The sequence below is a fragment of the Acinetobacter nectaris CIP 110549 genome (assembly GCF_000488215.1).
Lineage (GTDB): Bacteria > Pseudomonadota > Gammaproteobacteria > Pseudomonadales > Moraxellaceae > Acinetobacter > Acinetobacter nectaris.
This window is the reverse complement of record NZ_KI530735.1, coordinates 225,133-241,764: the sequence shown is the minus strand read 5'-3', so window position 1 is coordinate 241,764 and position 16,632 is coordinate 225,133. Positions and strand designations below refer to the sequence as shown.

Genomic DNA, 16,632 nt, shown 5'->3' with positions numbered 1-16,632 from the left:
AAGTTTGCAAAGCATAGCATGTATAAAATGGAACAACCTTTATTTTATAAAAGTAAATTAAGGCTTCAATTATGGTGGTTTACGGCACTTCTTATTGCCATAAATACAACACTTTACCTTCTACAAATTAGTACAGGGGTCAATAGCAGCACACCTGCTACAATAGATGCAATTCATTGGGGTGCAGACTATGCACCACTTACAATGACCTCTGAGCCGTATAGAATCTTTACATGCCTATTCTTTCATTTTGGTTTTATTCACTTGGCTCTAAATATGTGGTCGCTTTATATTTTTGGTTCAATTGCAGAACAAATATATGGTCGACGCTACTATATTTCTCTTTACATTCTTGCAGGTATTACAGGAAGCTTATTTAGTGAGTGGATTAGCATTCACAACAGTTATGCATTACTAAATAGTTTTTCTCAAGACCTTGTACCTACTATTAATGGTGGTGCTTCAGGTGCAATTATGGGTATTGGAGGTGCACTCACATTACTGGCATTTTTCCCACCCACGCCTAGACAAAAATTTATTTTAAGTAAAAAAACACTTATTATTGTGATGCTTATTAACTTAAGTATTGGCTTACTTACACCCAACATTAATAATATGGCGCATATTGGTGGCACTATTATGGGTGCATTATTAAGTTTTATTTGGTATTTATTGGAAAGAAACACTCATAAATCACCAAAACTTATTCTAGCCATTATTTTTGGTGCTTTTATTAATATTATGATATACCTATATTGTAAATATGAAGCACAAGGGGTTTATCATCTATGGATAGATATTTTAAATAGTAATCCATTTAATTAATAATGATGAAATTCACATAATAATAAAAAACATATTAAAGGCTCTCATTTTAAGCCCTTAATATGTTTCAAATATTTTAGAAATCGAAGAAAGTAACTTCACCCGTTTCTAATGAATACTCAGCACCCACAATTTTCAACTTGCCTTGCTCAATTAAATGCTCAAGTACAGATGAGCCATGACGTAATTGATTTACAGAAGCAAATACATTTGATCTTACAGCATGCTCACACAATTTTGGTAAATCATCTTTTAACTCTGTTTGCATTAAAATTTCAACAGATGGGCGTACACGATTTACAATAGACATTAAATTATTTGATGGTGGCTGATCTGGATTGCGCAGCGTGTCAATCGTTGCTTTAACAGCACCACAATGGCTATGACCAAGTACAACTACAACAGCACAATCATAACGTTCTGCAGCAAACTCTACACTTCCAACTTGCGATGGTGCAACAATATTTCCTGCAACACGAATTACGAAAAGGTCACCCAGACCTTGATCAAATATAATTTCTGCGGGTACACGTGAATCTGAACATCCTAAAACAATTGCAAATGGGTTTTGATCTGCGGCAAGTTGTGAACGATGCTCTTTAGAAATTAAATCTGGAATAGATGATTTACCATTTGCAAAACGTTGGTTTCCTTGTTTTAAGCGATCTAATGCTTCTTGTGCTGTCAGCATGATTTTTTTCCTATCTCGTTTTATCAAAATAATAAATTAGGTACATTTTAGGTGGCGACCACATACTTGTCACTGACTAAAAAGGTCTCCACACTCAGTTTCTTTCCATCAATCTTATACAAAATGCTATTTTAAGCATGGAAAACTATAACCCGATTAACTTAGCACGTTATACTGTAAATAAATTGTACTCACAATAAGACTTTTATATGAATCAACCTCTAAAAAACCCTATTATTGAACAACTTATAGATTCTCAAATTGCATTTTTAGAAGATTTTTTTAATTCAGAAAAAGATATTAACAATGAAGTACTTTCGTTATATCATTGGTTATCAAGCAAAAAAATTAAAGAATTTGGAACACCAGAACCAATATATCGTTGCATAAAAAAGCAAATGTTAGATAAAGCAATTCCCTCTATACTTTTAGAAACCTTGGTACAGCATATTCACTTTTCAGCGGTGTATTCACCCAATAAAAATACTAAAGTTTCACATATTATAGATGTCATGACAGTCGATCGTTTAGCTCAGTTTATTGCAAATAAAGAGACATCTCGACAAGTATTTATACACTTTATTATTCACCACCCTTCTTTTTCTACAATTATGTCACAGCTCGTACAACAAGCTATTCAACAATATTTTGAAGACAATTTATCTTCAAAAATATCGAGTATGAATAAAGTTATGAAAGTAGGAAAATCAGTTTTTGAAAATATGACTGATGCAACCTTAGAAAAGACTATCTCTCAGTATGTGGAAAAGAATATTTTAAAGTTAGGTCAAATGAGTGAGCATGTTTTAAATAAACATTTAACAAATGATCGACTCTATCATTTACAAGCAGAGCTATGGCATCAAGTTAAAGATACAGCGCTTTCTCAAGTGACTCAGCCCCTATCTACAGACAACCTACCCGAATTAGTAGATATTATTAATGATTTTTGGAATGCTTTTAGACAAACAAATTATGCAAAAACTGGATTACAAGATAGCCTGAATACATGGTACGATCAAAATAAAGAGCATACCTTGAATTATTTATTTCAAGTTTTGAATATAGATGAGGCATTTCTTCAAGAGGAATTTGTAGCTCTATTCAAACCAATTGTTACACAGCTTATTTCTGGGGGCTATATAAGGTCACGAATATACTCACTTTTAGCAAATTTCTACTATCATGAAAATACATTAAAACTATTAAAACAGATATAAAAAAAGGCGCATATTGCGCCTTTTCTCTTTAGCTACTTATTTATAATAAGCACCTTCAGACTTAGAGTGATCAGTTTCATCAACCACACGTTTTAATTCAGGAATATATTCTTTCAGTGTCGTCTCAACACCTTGCTTTAAAGTTACATCAATTGCTGAACAGCCCTGACAGCCACCACCAAATTTTAGAACTGCCGTTAAACCATGTTCTTCATTTTCTTCAACAGCAACTAAGCTACAGTTCCCACCGTGACTTGCCAACCCTGGATTAATTTCAGACTGTAATACATAAGTAATACGTTCTTCCATAGAAGCGTCTGGCCCTACACGAGGTACTTTAGAGTTTGGTGCACGAAACGTAAGCTGTCCGCCAAAGCGATCTTTGTTATAGTCAATGACAGCATCTTTAAGATATGGAATAGATGGTGCATCAACAAATGCAGGAAAGTCAGGATAGTCTTGCTTATAGTCTGTTTCAACCACTTCATCAGGGGCACTATATGCCATACAACATTCAGCGCGTGGCGTCCCTGCATTCTCTACAAATACACGCACACCGATACCTGGCGTATTTTGCTTTACCAGTAATTCGCTTAAGTACTCTTGCGCAGAAGGAGTAATTAATAGATTTGGTATATCTTCACTTGCTGCCTGAGTCGTGCTGACATTTTCCATAGACATATTATCTTTCCTCAACCTGAAGGTACTTAGTTTAACTGAAGATATGGGGTAATTACCAAAAATCAATGCATTTCGTCGGATTTATTTTAATTTCATATCTTATATTTTTTATGTCATGATAAGTTAAGTTAACTACTTTGTCATATTATGCTAGACCTTCCATTTAACCATAGTATTACACTTATTATTATTACTGTCATTGTTTCACTCTTGGCATTTTCTAATCAGAATATTATGAATCGCCTTATTTTTTGGCCACCTGCCATGAAAAAAGGACAATTTGATCGATTCATTACTCATGGATTTGTTCATGCAGATGGTGCTCACCTTCTTTTTAACATGATCACTTTATTCTTCTTTGGTAGTGCAATTGAGGTTTTCTACCGTCAATATGCCTTTAATATGGGCTTTGTGCTGTTTTACTTAGGTGGATTAATTGTCTCTATTCTTCCAAGTTATTTAAAGCATAAAAATGACTTCCAATGGGCAAGTTTAGGTGCATCAGGTGCAGTTTCTGCGGTACTTTTTGCCTATATTCTTTTTAAGCCTTGGAATTTAATTTTTGTTTTTTTTGTACCTGTACCCGCAATTATTTTTGCTGTTCTTTATATTGCTTATACAATTTGGTCAAACAAACGCAATAATAACCATATCAACCACAGTGCACACCTTTGGGGTGCAGCTTATGGCGTAATTATCACCATTCTTGTTGAGCCTAAAATTATTCCACATTTTATTAACCAACTCATTCACATTCCATTTTTCAATTAAAAAAAGGGCTGATATCAGCCCTTTTATCTATTCAAATAACAATTAAAAAATATGTAGAAACAACCAATACAAACTACCAGATAATATGATCGTTACAGGTAATGTCAGTACCCAAGCTGAAATAATACTTTTAATAGTTGCCCATTGTAGACCAGACTTATTGGCAACCATTGTCCCCGCAACAGCACTGTTTAAAACGTGTGTTGTAGAAACTGGCATACCTAGACCATCAGCAGCAGCAATTGTCGTCATTGCAACTAACTCAGCAGATAAACCTTGACCATATGTCATATGATCTTTACCAATTCTTTCACCAACAGTCACTACAATACGCTTCCAACCCACCATTGTTCCTAAACCTAATGCCAAGGCAACAGCAACTTTCACCCAGTTTGGAATATATTGTAAGAAACCATCTAACCCTTTTTGATAAGATTTAATCGTTTTCTGCTGTGCTTCATTCCACTCTGGTAAAGCTTTTTGTTTACCAAGTGCCTTAAAGGTTGCTGTACTTAAATACATTTCATTGCGAATATCACTAACACTTTGCTCAGGAATATTTTTCAAAGAGTTGTACGGCGCTAAATCTTGCCCTAAACCATAGGTAATACTTGCAAGTGCAGGTAGAACATCAGGCGTTGCCTTTTTCTCTTGAATATAGCGTGTCAGAATATCTTTCGCTTCTGTACGGCTATATTTTTGCGTATTATCTGCTGAAATAATAACAGCCGCTTCTTGAGATAAGCCTTTAAATGCTTGTAGCTGATTACTATCTATATTTTTATTTAATGAATACGCAAGCGGTACCAAGCCAATCAGAATAAGCATAATAAGCCCCATTCCTTTTTGACCATCGTTTGAGCCATGTGCAAAGCTTACACCTGTACAGGTAAAAATAAGTAGCGCACGAATAACCAAAGGTGGTGGTTTGGTGCCTTCAGGCGCCTTAAATAATTCTAATTGTTTTCTAAAAATAAATTTCACAAGCAAGAAAACGACAGCAGCAAGCGCAAAACCTATAAGCGGTGAAAATAGAAGTGCTTTACCTACTTTCATGACTTGTTCCATGTCAATACCGCTAGTTCCTGCCTCTGTCGCACTATTTAAGATATGGTTCATAATACCAATACCTAAAATTGAACCAATCATTGTATGTGAACTTGAAGCAGGAATACCAAAGAACCATGTTCCTAAGTTCCATAAGATAGCAGCGATTAACAATGCAAATACCATTGCAAAGCCAGCACCACTACCTACATTCATAATGAGTTCAACAGGAAGTAAAGCAATAATACCGTATGCAACTGCACCACTTGCCAATAACACACCGAGGAAGTTACAGAAACCTGCCCACATCACAGCAATTGGTGCAGATAATGCATTTGTATAAATAACTGTTGCAACAGCATTCGCTGTATCGTGAAAGCCATTTACAAACTCAAAACCTAACGCAATAAAAAGTGCTGTAGATAATAAAATTACAGAATAAAGGCTAAGGGGAGGAACATTTGCAAGATCAGCATTGAGCTGAAATCCAATATAAACAAGTGTAGAAATAATAATTGTAAGGAACACCGGCATAAAAAACTTAGGCGTAGGTACATTTACATTTTTACTATTCATCGCACCAGGAGGTACGGAATCTTGTTTAGAAGATGTATTCATTTTCATGCTGCCATATATGACGATACTTTATAGGTATGCATATTGTTTAATTTAATTGTGACAATTATATGACACTTTATTTATTATGCACGAAAAAAACCACCTTTTGCATCCTTTTAGAGCAAAAAGTGTACTCAATAAAGTACAACCTTCAATCGTTATTTTTCTATAAAATTTGCTTGCTATTTAGTTTTTCAAATTAAATATCTCATTTCATTTAACTTTATTTAATTTGCACGATAAATATTTCAAAAAAATGAAAACAGCTATAAATAACTTACAAATAAGATACCATTTAGATGGTCTATCTCATGCTGAATAATTCGTGCGGGAAACCCTGTAAAATCCTGCTGTCTTCTCTCACCTTTCACGGTATAGTATTCAACAACAAGTTTATCTGCACGCAAGACATTTCCTCGTGTTCCTACAACACTCAAACATCCCTCTTCCCCCAAAATACTCTCTTTGGACTTTGTAATGATTTCAGGATTAACCATAACAATTTCAGACATTTCTGGTGCATTAGGGTATCTTGGATTAGGTCTTGATGCCACAATAATAATTCTTTTTGAAACATAGACCTGTGGTGCTGCAATCCCAACGCCATGATGATATCTCATTGTCATTTGCATCGCCTGCACAAGCTGGCGTAACCATAATGAACCGAACTCTTTCGCACTTACCTTTGCTGCAATGAGCTTAAGTATACCTTCACCATCTTGTGCAATTGGCAACACCACTTCAGCCATATGTTATTCCTTTTAAATATGAATATCTGCAACCATATATAATTTTGCCTGACCTGAAATTTCTATACGATCATTTGGCAAAATCTCACCATATAGCCAACCACCTCTAGATGAGGCTTGATAGGCAGTAATTACATCTTTTTCCAATTTCTCAGCCCAAAGCGGAATGATTGCTGTATGAATTGAGCCCGTAACTGGGTCTTCATTCACACCAATTGCAGGTGCAAAATAACGGCTAATACAGTCATAGTCCTTATGACCCTGTGCTGTAATAACAATATCACGTGTTTTGCCGTAAATTTCTTTTGAGGCTAAGCTAATTTCTCGCAACTTAAAAAAGTCTGGCTGTACATCTAAAACCTGCTGAGCACTGTCATACTCAATAAGATAAGCCTGATCATTTAAATAGACTTGCTTAAATGGAAGGTCAAACGCAGTATTTAATGCTTTAGGATAGTCTTCTAATTTTTTTGCTCTTAAAATTGGAAAATTCATGACAACTTTTTCATTTTTTTGTCGAATATAGAAAGTCCCCAACTCACGCGTTTCAAATTCAATATATTCAAGCCCTTCAACTTCTTGAAACAAAATAAATGCACTGGCTAATGTCGCATGTCCACAAAATGGCACTTCATCTGTTGGTGTAAACCAACGAATATCGTAATTATTTAATGTATTTTTCTTTACAAATGCCGTTTCAGATAAATTGTTTTCTAGCGCAATATGTTGCATTAAACCGTCATCTAACCACTGATCGAGTACAATAACCGCAGCAGGATTTCCTTTAAATAATTGTGTTGTGAATGCATCAACTTGGTACATCTTCATTATTATATCCTCAAAAAAAAGAGCAAATGCTAAAACATTTGCTCTTCTAATATACTTCAAGTGATCAACTATTTACGAGATCTTTATCATTTTCCTGATCAAATTTACTTTTATCTGTCAGCCCCATCACCTGACTTGTAAATGTACCTGCTGTCATTGAGCCATTCACATTCAATGCCGTTCTTCCCATATCAATTAATGGCTCAATTGAGATAAGTAATGCAGCCAATGTAATTGGGAACCCTAATGCAGGCAATACAATCAGTGCAGCAAATGTTGCTCCACCGCCTACACCTGCTACCCCAATTGAACTCATGGTCACAATACCAGCCAGAGTCAATATCCATAAAGGATCTAACGGGTTTACCCCCATTGTTGGTGCAACCATTACCGCAAGCATTGCAGGATATAAACCTGCACAGCCATTTTGACCAATTGTTGTACCAAATGATGCTGAAAAGCTTGCAATCGACTCTGGTACACCAATACGGTTGGTTTGTGCTTCAATATTCATTGGAATACTTGCAGCACTAGAACGGCTTGTAAATGCAAAAGTAATCACAGGCCACACTTTTTTGAAGAACCGAATTGGATTAATCCCTGAACCTGCCAAAATAAGTGCATGTACGACAAACATGATGGCAATACCAACATAAGAAGCTGCTAAAAAACCGCCAAGCTTTAAAATATCTGCCAAGTTTGAACTTGCAACAACTTTTGTCATCAGTGCAAAAACACCATACGGCGTTAATGTCATAACTAAACGAACAAGCTTCATGACCCACATTTGCGCGGTATCTATTGCCGTTAAAACATACTTACCTTTTGCTGCTTCATCATCTTTAAGTAAGCGTAAAGCTGCCACACCCAAGAATGCTGCAAAAATAACAACACTAATAATAGCAGTTGGTTTCGCACCTGTTAAATCTGCAAATGGATTGGTTGGAATAAACGATAAAATAAACTGAGGAACACTTAAGTCAGTCACTTTTCCAACATAGTCAGATTGTAGCGCACTCAAACGTGCTGTTTCAGCAGCACCTTGTACTAAGCCATCTGCTGTCAAACCAAAAAGTCGCGTTACAAAAACAGCAACTAAGGCTGCAATAAATGTCGTTACAAGCAACGTACCTATACTAAGAAAGCTTATTTTCCCTAAAGAAGACGTTGCCATATGTAATTTTGCAACAGCACTCAAAATAGAAATAAAAACCAGTGGCATTACAACCATTTGTAAAAGTTTTACATAACCATTACCAACAATATTAAACCAACTAATCGAATCAGTTAAAACCTGAGTACCTGTCGGGTAAACTAAATGTAGTCCCAATCCAAACAGTACGCCCAGTACTAATCCTGAAAGTACTTTCTTAGAAAGACTCCATGTTGTTTTACGTGTTTGTGCAAGCAACAGTAGTAAAACCACAAACACCGCAATGTTTATGATAAGTAGCATGCTCATCGCAACTCCTAGCCAGATGGCTATTCTCAAAATCAGATATAATTAACATTTATTATAAAGTAAATAGATAACTAACGAGAGACGTTCTCTTCTTCAAAATTTTGATAACGTTAGATTAGATTTTCATATTATTATTTTTTAATTTAAAAACAACAACTTATATATCATAAAAAATTCAAAATATCGTTATTCTTTTTTCTTACTAAGCTTAGTTTAAATTATTATAAGAAAGAAAAAGCCCCATCAAATGATAGGGCCTCTCAGATCTAATACAGACTTAAGCATCCATATTTTTTACAATTGCTTTACCAAATTCTGAACAACTTAGCAGTGTTGCGCCATCCATTAGACGCTCAAAGTCATAAGTCACTGTTTTATGAGAAATCGCACCTGAAACACCCTTAATAATCAAGTCAGCAGCTTCTGTCCATCCCATATCACGCAACATCATTTCAGCAGATAATATAATTGAACCTGGGTTTACTTTATCTTGACCTGCATATTTTGGTGCCGTGCCGTGTGTTGCTTCATAAACAGAGACTGCATCACCAATGTTTGCGCCTGGTGCAATACCAATACCGCCCACTTGTGCAGCCAATGCATCAGAAACATAGTCACCATTTAGGTTCAATGTCGCAATTACAGAGTATTCCGCAGGACGCATTAAAATTTGTTGTAAGAAAGCATCTGCAATAACATCTTTAATGACAATTTCTTTGCCATTTTTTGGATTTTTAATACTTACCCATGGACCACCATCAATTAGCTCGCCACCGAATGCTTCTTGTGCAAGCTCATAGCCCCACTCTTTAAAAGCACCTTCTGTGTATTTCATAATGTTGCCTTTGTGCACTAACGTCACAGATGGCTTATCATTATCAATTGCAAACTGGATTGCTTTACGTACGAGACGCTGTGTACCTTCTTTCGATACAGGTTTAACACCAATACCACACCCTTCAGGGAAACGGATTTTTTTCACACCCATTTCTTCTTGAAGGAATTTAATGACTTTTTTCGCTTCGTCAGAGTCTGCTTTCCATTCAATCCCTGCATAAATATCTTCAGAGTTTTCACGAAAAATAGTCATATCTGTTTGTTCGGGATGCTTCACAGGTGAAGGTACACCTTCAAACCAACGCACTGGACGCGAACAAACATATAAGTCTAACTCTTGACGTAATGCTACATTCAATGAGCGAATACCACCGCCTACTGGTGTTGTTAATGGGCCTTTAATCGCAACAACAAAATCACGGATAGCAGCAAAAGTTTCTTCTGGCATATATGTACCATAACTAGCATTTGCTTTCTCACCGCAGTATACTTCCATCCATTCAATAGAGCGTTCGCCACCGTAAGCCTTTTCTACCGCAGCATCAACAACCTCTTTCATGGCAGGTGTAATATCTATACCAATACCATCACCTTCAATAAAAGGAATGATTGGATGATTTGGAACATTCCATGAACGGTCTGCATTTACGGTAATTTTGTCACCACTTGTTGGTACAACAATCTTTTCATAACCCATTTGCCAGGCTCCCTTTTATATTTGGCGAACTAAATTATTGTCTTTCGAACAATTTTCATTTTTTTAAATGTGTCATCATTCTAAAGTAAATATACACAATATGTTATTTAGCTTGGAAATAATCTACATTTAAAAAATCAATACATATACATCATTCTTGTTAAAGCAGATATTCCCATGAAAATCACTGTACTGAATAAACCCTTTAATGTCCTTTCTCAATTTAGAGAGGATGAAAAGCACCCCACATTGGCTGAGTTTATTACAGACCCTGACTTGCGTGTGTCTGGACGTCTTGACCGTGACTCAGAAGGCTTACTCATACTCACAGACCAAGGTGGATTGAATCAGCTTATTACTCACCCAAAAAACAAACAACATAAAACCTATCTTGCTCAGGTAGAAGGTGAGTTTAGTGCAGAAGCAATTCAAAAACTCACCGCAGGCGTAGAGTTAATTGATGGTCCAACACGACCTGCTCAAGTCCGTATAATTGAAGAACCAACTTGGCTATGGGAAAGAAACCCACCTATTCGCTACCGTGCTAACATTCCAACCACATGGGTAGAAATTAAAATATCAGAAGGTCGTAACCGCCAAGTTCGTCGTATGACTGCTGCTGTTGGTTTCCCAACACTACGCCTTATTCGTACACAAATTGGTTCTGTTGATCTCATTGAACTCGGCTTACAACCTGGAGAAAAACGCTCAATTGAGCCTTTACTTTACCCTGAATACAAAGCAGTCATAGAAAAGCTCAAAGCGCCTGCTAAAAAATCAGGGAAACGTGAAGATCCTAAAAAGAGAAAGCAAAATAAAAAGCGTGAAGAAGTTCTGATCGAAATCTTTAAAACAGATGCTCAACGACCACGTCGTATTACCAATGGCACAACACGCCCGAACTTAAAGAAAGGTAGAGGTAGATCTAGAAAATAGTGATCACTCCCTTCATTTTGTCGTCTTATTCGTGAAGTTACATTTTCATATCGGCATTTTTTGCAAGAAACCGTATGATAGATTGTAAACCTAACTTATGTAGGATAACGATGAAGAAACTAGTCACACTGATGACAGGGCTCATCTTTTCTCACATGGCTTTTGCAATTGCACCGATTGGTGTACAAGTCACAAACCTTGAGACAGGTGGCCCTGCAACACAAATGAATGTTGAACTTGAAGCTCAACAAAATAATACATGGACAAAAATTGGTGAAGGTACAACAGATGACAAAGGTCGTTTAGATACACTTTACCCAAGTACAAAAACAACGCTAGACAAAGGCATTTATAAAATTACATTTAAAACAGGTGATTGGTTTAAAAATAAAAACTTGCGTGCTTTCTATGCTGAAATTCCGATCGTATTTGTGATTGATGGCAGTACAGACCACTATCAGATTCCTCTTACAATTAGCCAATATGGTTACTCCACGTATAAATCGGCTGATTAGTAAAAGAAAATAGGCATAGCTTTTTCTATGCCTATTTATATATTAAGACAACCAGCTTTTGACTTTTTGCTCATCTACAACAGTAAGTTCGACTGTATTTAAATCTACTTTTTGTCCTTCTATAGATAAACATAGCAGCTCATCACGTCTAAACACGTGCATTTCTAATGTTTCTTGTTGCTGTGAATAGCTTATTAGTTTCTGATCAGTGGCTTTAATACCATCAATAGCAATAATCACATCATGTGCAGACAAACCAGCTTGAGCAGCAGCACTATTACGGCGTACCTGCTGAACAACGACTCCTTCAGACTTTTCAATAGTTTTCATACCAAATGGTAAGCTTTTTTCTGCTTCTAGTTGATAAGAAAGTCCTACACTCGAAAGTAATGCTTCAATTGGCAGTTCTTCTGTCGTATGAATAAGGAAGCTCAAACGCTCTGTCCAATCTTCATCTGTTAATTTTTGACATAATTCGAAAATAGTCTTCTCATTAACCTGCTTGCCTTGCTGTGCATTTTCATACAAGCAGCGCATCACAGCATCTAAACTAGAACCATGATTCCTTAAGCTTAAATCTAAGCACAGTGCAACCAAAGCACCTTTATTATAGTAGCTTGTACCCGCATTATTCGTATTTTCATCAGGTCTATAAAATTTAATCCATGTGTCGAAACTCGACTCTGTTACAGACTGAATATAGCGTCCCGGATTTTGTAAATAACGGTCAATTTGGGCTTTTAACAGTTTTAAATAGCTATCCTGAGAAATCACACCACTGCGTAGTAAAATAAGGTCATCGTAATACGATGTAAATCCTTCAAAAATCCAAAGTAAAGAAGTATAACCCTCTTTATTTAAATCATAATTCGCAAAATTTTCAGGGCGAATAAATTTCACCAACCATGAGTGAAAATACTCATGACTACAAAGCCCAAGAAAACGTTGATACGCTGCTGAAGGCTCTTCAGGTTCATTTATCTTGGGCAAATCATCACGCGGAGTTATTAAACTCGTCGAATTCGGATGCTCTAACCCACCATAACTATTGCCTGTCGCAATCGTCATAAAAACATAATTTTGAAATGGTGCTGAGCCAAACATTTGAATTTCTGTTCGGCAAATCTTTTCAATATCTTGCTGCAAACGCGTTAAATTTGTTGTGTGCTTTCCTGAGATAACAAATTCATGTGGAATATTCTCAACATTAAATATAAAACGGTCTTGCGCTGCCAATTCAAATGGACTATCTATTAACTGCATATAGTCTTTTGCATAGAGCGTATGGCGTCCTGCCACTAGACTTTTCGCTTTTAGCCCTGTAGCTATTGAAAAATGTTTTAGTGCTTCAGGAACAAAAACTTCAATTTCACAGGCAACATTTTCTTGTGCTTCTAGACCTAAACATACACATGCTGGATTAACATATAAACGTTGCTGATCGACATATGCGCCACGCACAGACAAATCATATGCATAAACATCATATTCAACGGTGATCAATTCATGATCTGTATTGTGTAAACGCCATTTATTCTTTTCAAATTTTGTTATTGTTAAGTTACGACCAGCCTCATCATATGCTTTTACAGACTCAATATGTTTGGCAAATTCACGCACTAAATAACTGCCAGGAATCCAAGTCGGTATCCACAATACCTGAGAAGGATTGGCTAAAAATCGTAATGTTACATGAATAAGGTGTTGTTTATAATCGTCAAATTCTATTTGATAGTGCAACATAAGTCAGAATTCTAATCCTAATCTCGCTTAGCAAGGGTTTAGCTTAGCACTTTTTTATTCTAAGATCGCATACTTCGTACGGATTCTATATACATACCTAAATTTTAATTCTTTTTAAGTTTTATATAGTATTTTTCCACCTCTAGCTCATCCTTAAGGCGGCTCTTTTGAAACGTTTTACCCTGCTCCTCACAAGTTTCATGGCATTATTATGCACAACAATTACACATGCCAGTGTTCTAACAATTAACCCAGACTCTGTCGAGGCCGCTTCATGGATTATCTATGATCCACAATCTAAACAAACTTTGGCTGAATATAACAGCCATGCACAACGTGCTCCTGCATCTTTAACAAAAATGATGGTTGCTTACCTTACACTTAAAGCAATTCAAGAAGGCAAGCTTAAAACAACAGATGTTATTACTGCATCAAATGTCGTTCATATTGTTCAACCTGATGAATCTCAAATGTTCTTGCGTCAAGGACAACAAATTACCGTAGACCAACTTTTAAGTGGACTTATTGTCATGTCTGCCAATGATGCTGCGGTAACACTTGCACAGCAGTTAGGTGGAGATATTCCTCATTTTGTGGAAATGATGAATAGTGAAGCGAAAGCACTTGGCATGACAGATACTCACTTTACTAACCCTGCTGGTATCACGATGGATGGTCATTATGCCTCTGCCGCAGATTTAGCGAAGCTTGCAAACACACTCATACAACAATACCCACAATATTTATATTACTCTAAACAGACAAGTTATTCGTGGAATGGGCATACCCACCATGCAACCAATATTTTACTTAAACAAGATCCTACAGTTGACGGTTTAAAAACAGGCTATACGGCTGCCGCAGGTTATAACCTTGCGCTTACTGCAAAAAGACCAACAGTGAGTACACAACTTCCCGAACGTCGTCTTATTGTCGTTGTTATGGGGACAAAAAGTGCTTACAAACGCGCACAAGTTGCTTATGAGCTCATGAATATGGCGTTTAACTACACACGTGATGAAGTAGCAATTCAGGCAAACCAACCCATTGCTCAACTTCCTGTAGTTGAAGGAAAACAGAATACATTTACATTAAAGGCAGACAGTGCAAGGATCATCACGACATCATTATATGACTCAAACAGCCCAATAAGTATGAAAAACTTTAGTAATACCAGTGGCTTAATTAGTATAGATGGTCAAGTTATTGCACCATTACAGGACACAAAAACACACTTATCTATACAACTTGATCAAAAACAACTCACTGCGCCATTAAATCAGGAAATGAACCTTGCAAATGTTAAAGTTTTCCAAAATAATCAATTAATTGAAGATTTTCCATTGTCAGCAAAAGTTGAACTAGAACGTGCGAATTTATTTGAACGTTTTATTCATTGGTTAAAGCACATTTTGCCGTTTTTCTCTGATAATGCTACGGAAGCTATCGTTTATCCAATTAAATAAACGGTAATCGTTTACATTTATTAAAAGATGACATATTAATAAACATGAGATGTCATCTTTTATCATTCAAGCATAAAGGCAAACGTAAGTTATGAGTAAGGCGCTACACCGTATTGTTATCGTTGGTGGAGGAGCTGGGGGCTTAGAGTTAGCAACACAACTCGGAGATACTCTTGGTAAACACCAAAAAGCAAAGATCACCTTAATTGACCGATCTTTATCTCATATTTGGAAGCCTCTTCTCCATGAAATTGCGGCGGGTACGCTTAATCCTCATGCTGAAGAAACCAACTATTTTGCTCATGCAAAAAAACATAATTATCAATTCATTCTAGGTCAATTTGAAACAATCGACCGTGAACAAAAAAAGATTCAAGTTAGCACACCTCAACTTTCTGAAAAATATTGTCAAGATGGCTATACAGACATCGAATACGATACATTAGTGATGGCTATTGGCTCTCGCTGTAATGACTTTAATACAAAAGGTGTTCGTGATAACTGCTATTTCTTAGATAACAGAGAGCAAGCAGAAGTCTTTCAGCAAGACTTATTTCATCTCTATTTAAATGCACAAAATAGCCAAACGATGTCTGCACTTAATATTGCAATTATTGGTGCTGGTGCAACAGGCGTTGAACTTGCCGCAGAACTTATCGATGCAAAAGAAAATTTCCATCAGTATGGGTTAAATAAAATTGATCCTAAATTGGTGAAAATAACACTCATTGAAGCCACTCAACGTATCTTGCCTGCATTGTCTGAAGCCATTTCAGCACAAACGCAAAAAACATTAGAGAAAATGGGAATTGAAGTACTCACCAACCACAAAGTAAGTGAAGTCACTACTGACTCTATTATTTTTGCAGATGGTAAAACCATTCCTGCAACCATGAAAGTATGGGCAGCAGGTGTGAAAGCCCCTGAAGTTTTAGAACAGTTCAAAAACTTTGAGAAAGATCGAATTAATCGTCTTAAAGTGTATGCAACACTTCAGACAATGACTGATCCAAACATTTTTGCATTTGGCGATTGTGCACACTGTCAGCCCGATGCAAAAGAACCGCCTTTAGGTCCTCGAGCACAAGTTGCTAGCCAACAAGCAACTTTCCTCACCCAAGCACTGGCTGCACGCTTACGTGGTGCACAACTTCCAATGTTTAGCTTTACAGATAAAGGCTCTTTGGTTTCTCTCAGTCGTCACAAAGCCATCGGACAAATTTTAGGACAAGTGAAAGTGCATGGTGCACTCGCACGCTCTATGTATGCTTCTTTGTATCGTATTCATCAGGCAAATGTTCATGGTTATGGTCAAGCTGGTTTAATGATGACAAAAGATTTTGTAACACGTCGTGTAGGGCCAAAAATCAAACTATACTAATTTTTAAGTAAAATTTTACAACCTATGTGGTTAATATTTATTTAAAAAACATAGGTTGTACACTTTTAAATCATAGTTTCATTGATTTTTTATATATGACCCTCATACTATTAAAGTAAATGAGCAATACTTCTCAATGAATAAAATATAGTCAAACTTGTAAAG

15 protein-coding genes are annotated in these 16,632 nt (G+C 36.3%); 7 read left to right on the top strand and 8 right to left on the bottom strand.

Features of this window, described 5'->3' with window-relative positions; genetic code table 11:
• Positions 1 to 27 precede the first annotated feature (27 nt).
• Positions 28 to 825 (top strand): rhomboid family intramembrane serine protease, encoded by a 798-nt coding sequence (locus P256_RS11465; RefSeq protein WP_040332184.1) that lies wholly within the window; start codon positions 28 to 30, stop codon positions 823 to 825.
• A 76-nt stretch (positions 826 to 901) separates the two neighbouring features.
• Here P256_RS11465 and P256_RS11460 read toward each other — a convergent pair whose 3' ends face one another.
• Complete coding sequence (locus tag P256_RS11460) at positions 902 to 1,516, bottom strand: carbonic anhydrase (RefSeq protein ID WP_023273849.1); 615 nt, start codon at positions 1,514 to 1,516, stop codon at positions 902 to 904.
• Positions 1,517 to 1,725: 209 nt separating this feature from the next.
• Here P256_RS11460 and P256_RS11455 point away from each other — a divergent pair, with 209 nt between their 5' ends.
• Entirely contained in the window at positions 1,726 to 2,736 is a 1,011-nt protein-coding gene (locus tag P256_RS11455; RefSeq protein WP_023273848.1) for a hypothetical protein, read from the top strand.
• Between the two features lie 36 nt (positions 2,737 to 2,772).
• On the opposite strand, the gene nfuA is transcribed toward P256_RS11455, so the two are convergent.
• Positions 2,773 to 3,417, bottom strand: coding sequence for a Fe-S biogenesis protein NfuA (gene nfuA, locus P256_RS11450; protein WP_023273847.1), 645 nt, complete (start codon positions 3,415 to 3,417; stop codon positions 2,773 to 2,775).
• A gap of 147 nt (positions 3,418 to 3,564) precedes the next feature.
• Between nfuA and P256_RS11445 the strand changes: the two genes are divergently transcribed.
• Positions 3,565 to 4,188 carry a rhomboid family intramembrane serine protease gene (locus P256_RS11445; RefSeq protein WP_023273846.1) on the top strand — a complete coding sequence of 208 codons (624 nt, stop codon included), beginning with the start codon at positions 3,565 to 3,567 and terminating at the stop codon, positions 4,186 to 4,188.
• Positions 4,189 to 4,230: 42 nt separating this feature from the next.
• Here the strand turns inward: P256_RS11445 and P256_RS11440 are convergent, their stop codons facing one another.
• The 5 genes from P256_RS11440 to icd all read right to left on the bottom strand — a co-directional run bounded on the left by P256_RS11440 (position 4,231) and on the right by icd (position 10,426).
• Positions 4,231 to 5,853 carry an inorganic phosphate transporter gene (locus P256_RS11440; protein ID WP_023273845.1) on the bottom strand — a complete coding sequence of 541 codons (1,623 nt, stop codon included), beginning with the start codon at positions 5,851 to 5,853 and terminating at the stop codon, positions 4,231 to 4,233.
• Positions 5,854 to 6,119: 266 nt separating this feature from the next.
• On the bottom strand, positions 6,120 to 6,602 hold the full coding sequence (gene def, locus P256_RS11435) for a peptide deformylase (RefSeq protein ID WP_023273844.1): 483 nt from the start codon (positions 6,600 to 6,602) through the stop codon (positions 6,120 to 6,122).
• A gap of 12 nt (positions 6,603 to 6,614) precedes the next feature.
• On the bottom strand, positions 6,615 to 7,430 hold the full coding sequence (locus tag P256_RS11430) for a PhzF family phenazine biosynthesis protein (protein WP_023273843.1): 816 nt from the start codon (positions 7,428 to 7,430) through the stop codon (positions 6,615 to 6,617).
• 64 nt (positions 7,431 to 7,494) lie between these two features.
• Positions 7,495 to 8,892 carry an L-cystine transporter gene (locus P256_RS11425; protein WP_023273842.1) on the bottom strand — a complete coding sequence of 466 codons (1,398 nt, stop codon included), beginning with the start codon at positions 8,890 to 8,892 and terminating at the stop codon, positions 7,495 to 7,497.
• A 277-nt stretch (positions 8,893 to 9,169) separates the two neighbouring features.
• Complete coding sequence (gene icd, locus P256_RS11420) at positions 9,170 to 10,426, bottom strand: NADP-dependent isocitrate dehydrogenase (protein ID WP_023273841.1); 1,257 nt, start codon at positions 10,424 to 10,426, stop codon at positions 9,170 to 9,172.
• A gap of 177 nt (positions 10,427 to 10,603) precedes the next feature.
• Here icd and P256_RS11415 point away from each other — a divergent pair, with 177 nt between their 5' ends.
• Both P256_RS11415 and uraH read left to right on the top strand, forming a co-directional pair.
• Positions 10,604 to 11,362 (top strand): pseudouridine synthase, encoded by a 759-nt coding sequence (locus tag P256_RS11415; RefSeq protein ID WP_023273840.1) that lies wholly within the window; start codon positions 10,604 to 10,606, stop codon positions 11,360 to 11,362.
• 110 nt (positions 11,363 to 11,472) lie between these two features.
• The gene (gene uraH / locus P256_RS11410; protein ID WP_023273839.1) at positions 11,473 to 11,877 is read left to right on the top strand and encodes a hydroxyisourate hydrolase; all 405 of its coding nucleotides are present in this window, start codon (positions 11,473 to 11,475) and stop codon (positions 11,875 to 11,877) included.
• A gap of 42 nt (positions 11,878 to 11,919) precedes the next feature.
• On the opposite strand, the gene P256_RS11405 is transcribed toward uraH, so the two are convergent.
• On the bottom strand, positions 11,920 to 13,620 hold the full coding sequence (locus tag P256_RS11405) for a M61 family metallopeptidase (RefSeq protein WP_023273838.1): 1,701 nt from the start codon (positions 13,618 to 13,620) through the stop codon (positions 11,920 to 11,922).
• A gap of 200 nt (positions 13,621 to 13,820) precedes the next feature.
• Here P256_RS11405 and P256_RS11400 point away from each other — a divergent pair, with 200 nt between their 5' ends.
• Both P256_RS11400 and P256_RS11395 read left to right on the top strand, forming a co-directional pair.
• The gene (locus P256_RS11400; RefSeq protein WP_023273837.1) at positions 13,821 to 15,086 is read left to right on the top strand and encodes a D-alanyl-D-alanine carboxypeptidase family protein; all 1,266 of its coding nucleotides are present in this window, start codon (positions 13,821 to 13,823) and stop codon (positions 15,084 to 15,086) included.
• Between the two features lie 91 nt (positions 15,087 to 15,177).
• Positions 15,178 to 16,467, top strand: coding sequence for an NAD(P)/FAD-dependent oxidoreductase (locus P256_RS11395; protein ID WP_023273836.1), 1,290 nt, complete (start codon positions 15,178 to 15,180; stop codon positions 16,465 to 16,467).
• Positions 16,468 to 16,632: the final 165 nt, after the last annotated feature.

Coding starts and splice junctions, on each gene's coding strand:
- P256_RS11455 (WP_023273848.1), top strand. CDS start 1,726: ATGAATCAACCTCTAAAAAACCCTATTATTGAACAACTTATAGATTCT.
- uraH (WP_023273839.1), top strand. CDS start 11,473: ATGAAGAAACTAGTCACACTGATGACAGGGCTCATCTTTTCTCACATG.
- P256_RS11395 (WP_023273836.1), top strand. CDS start 15,178: ATGAGTAAGGCGCTACACCGTATTGTTATCGTTGGTGGAGGAGCTGGG.
- P256_RS11440 (WP_023273845.1), bottom strand. CDS start 5,853: ATGAATACATCTTCTAAACAAGATTCCGTACCTCCTGGTGCGATGAAT.
- P256_RS11425 (WP_023273842.1), bottom strand. CDS start 8,892: ATGAGCATGCTACTTATCATAAACATTGCGGTGTTTGTGGTTTTACTA.
- nfuA (WP_023273847.1), bottom strand. CDS start 3,417: ATGTCTATGGAAAATGTCAGCACGACTCAGGCAGCAAGTGAAGATATA.
- icd (WP_023273841.1), bottom strand. CDS start 10,426: ATGGGTTATGAAAAGATTGTTGTACCAACAAGTGGTGACAAAATTACC.
- P256_RS11430 (WP_023273843.1), bottom strand. CDS start 7,430: ATGAAGATGTACCAAGTTGATGCATTCACAACACAATTATTTAAAGGA.
- P256_RS11445 (WP_023273846.1), top strand. CDS start 3,565: ATGCTAGACCTTCCATTTAACCATAGTATTACACTTATTATTATTACT.
- P256_RS11460 (WP_023273849.1), bottom strand. CDS start 1,516: ATGCTGACAGCACAAGAAGCATTAGATCGCTTAAAACAAGGAAACCAA.
- P256_RS11415 (WP_023273840.1), top strand. CDS start 10,604: ATGAAAATCACTGTACTGAATAAACCCTTTAATGTCCTTTCTCAATTT.
- P256_RS11465 (WP_040332184.1), top strand. CDS start 28: ATGGAACAACCTTTATTTTATAAAAGTAAATTAAGGCTTCAATTATGG.
- def (WP_023273844.1), bottom strand. CDS start 6,602: ATGGCTGAAGTGGTGTTGCCAATTGCACAAGATGGTGAAGGTATACTT.
- P256_RS11400 (WP_023273837.1), top strand. CDS start 13,821: ATGGCATTATTATGCACAACAATTACACATGCCAGTGTTCTAACAATT.
- P256_RS11405 (WP_023273838.1), bottom strand. CDS start 13,620: ATGTTGCACTATCAAATAGAATTTGACGATTATAAACAACACCTTATT.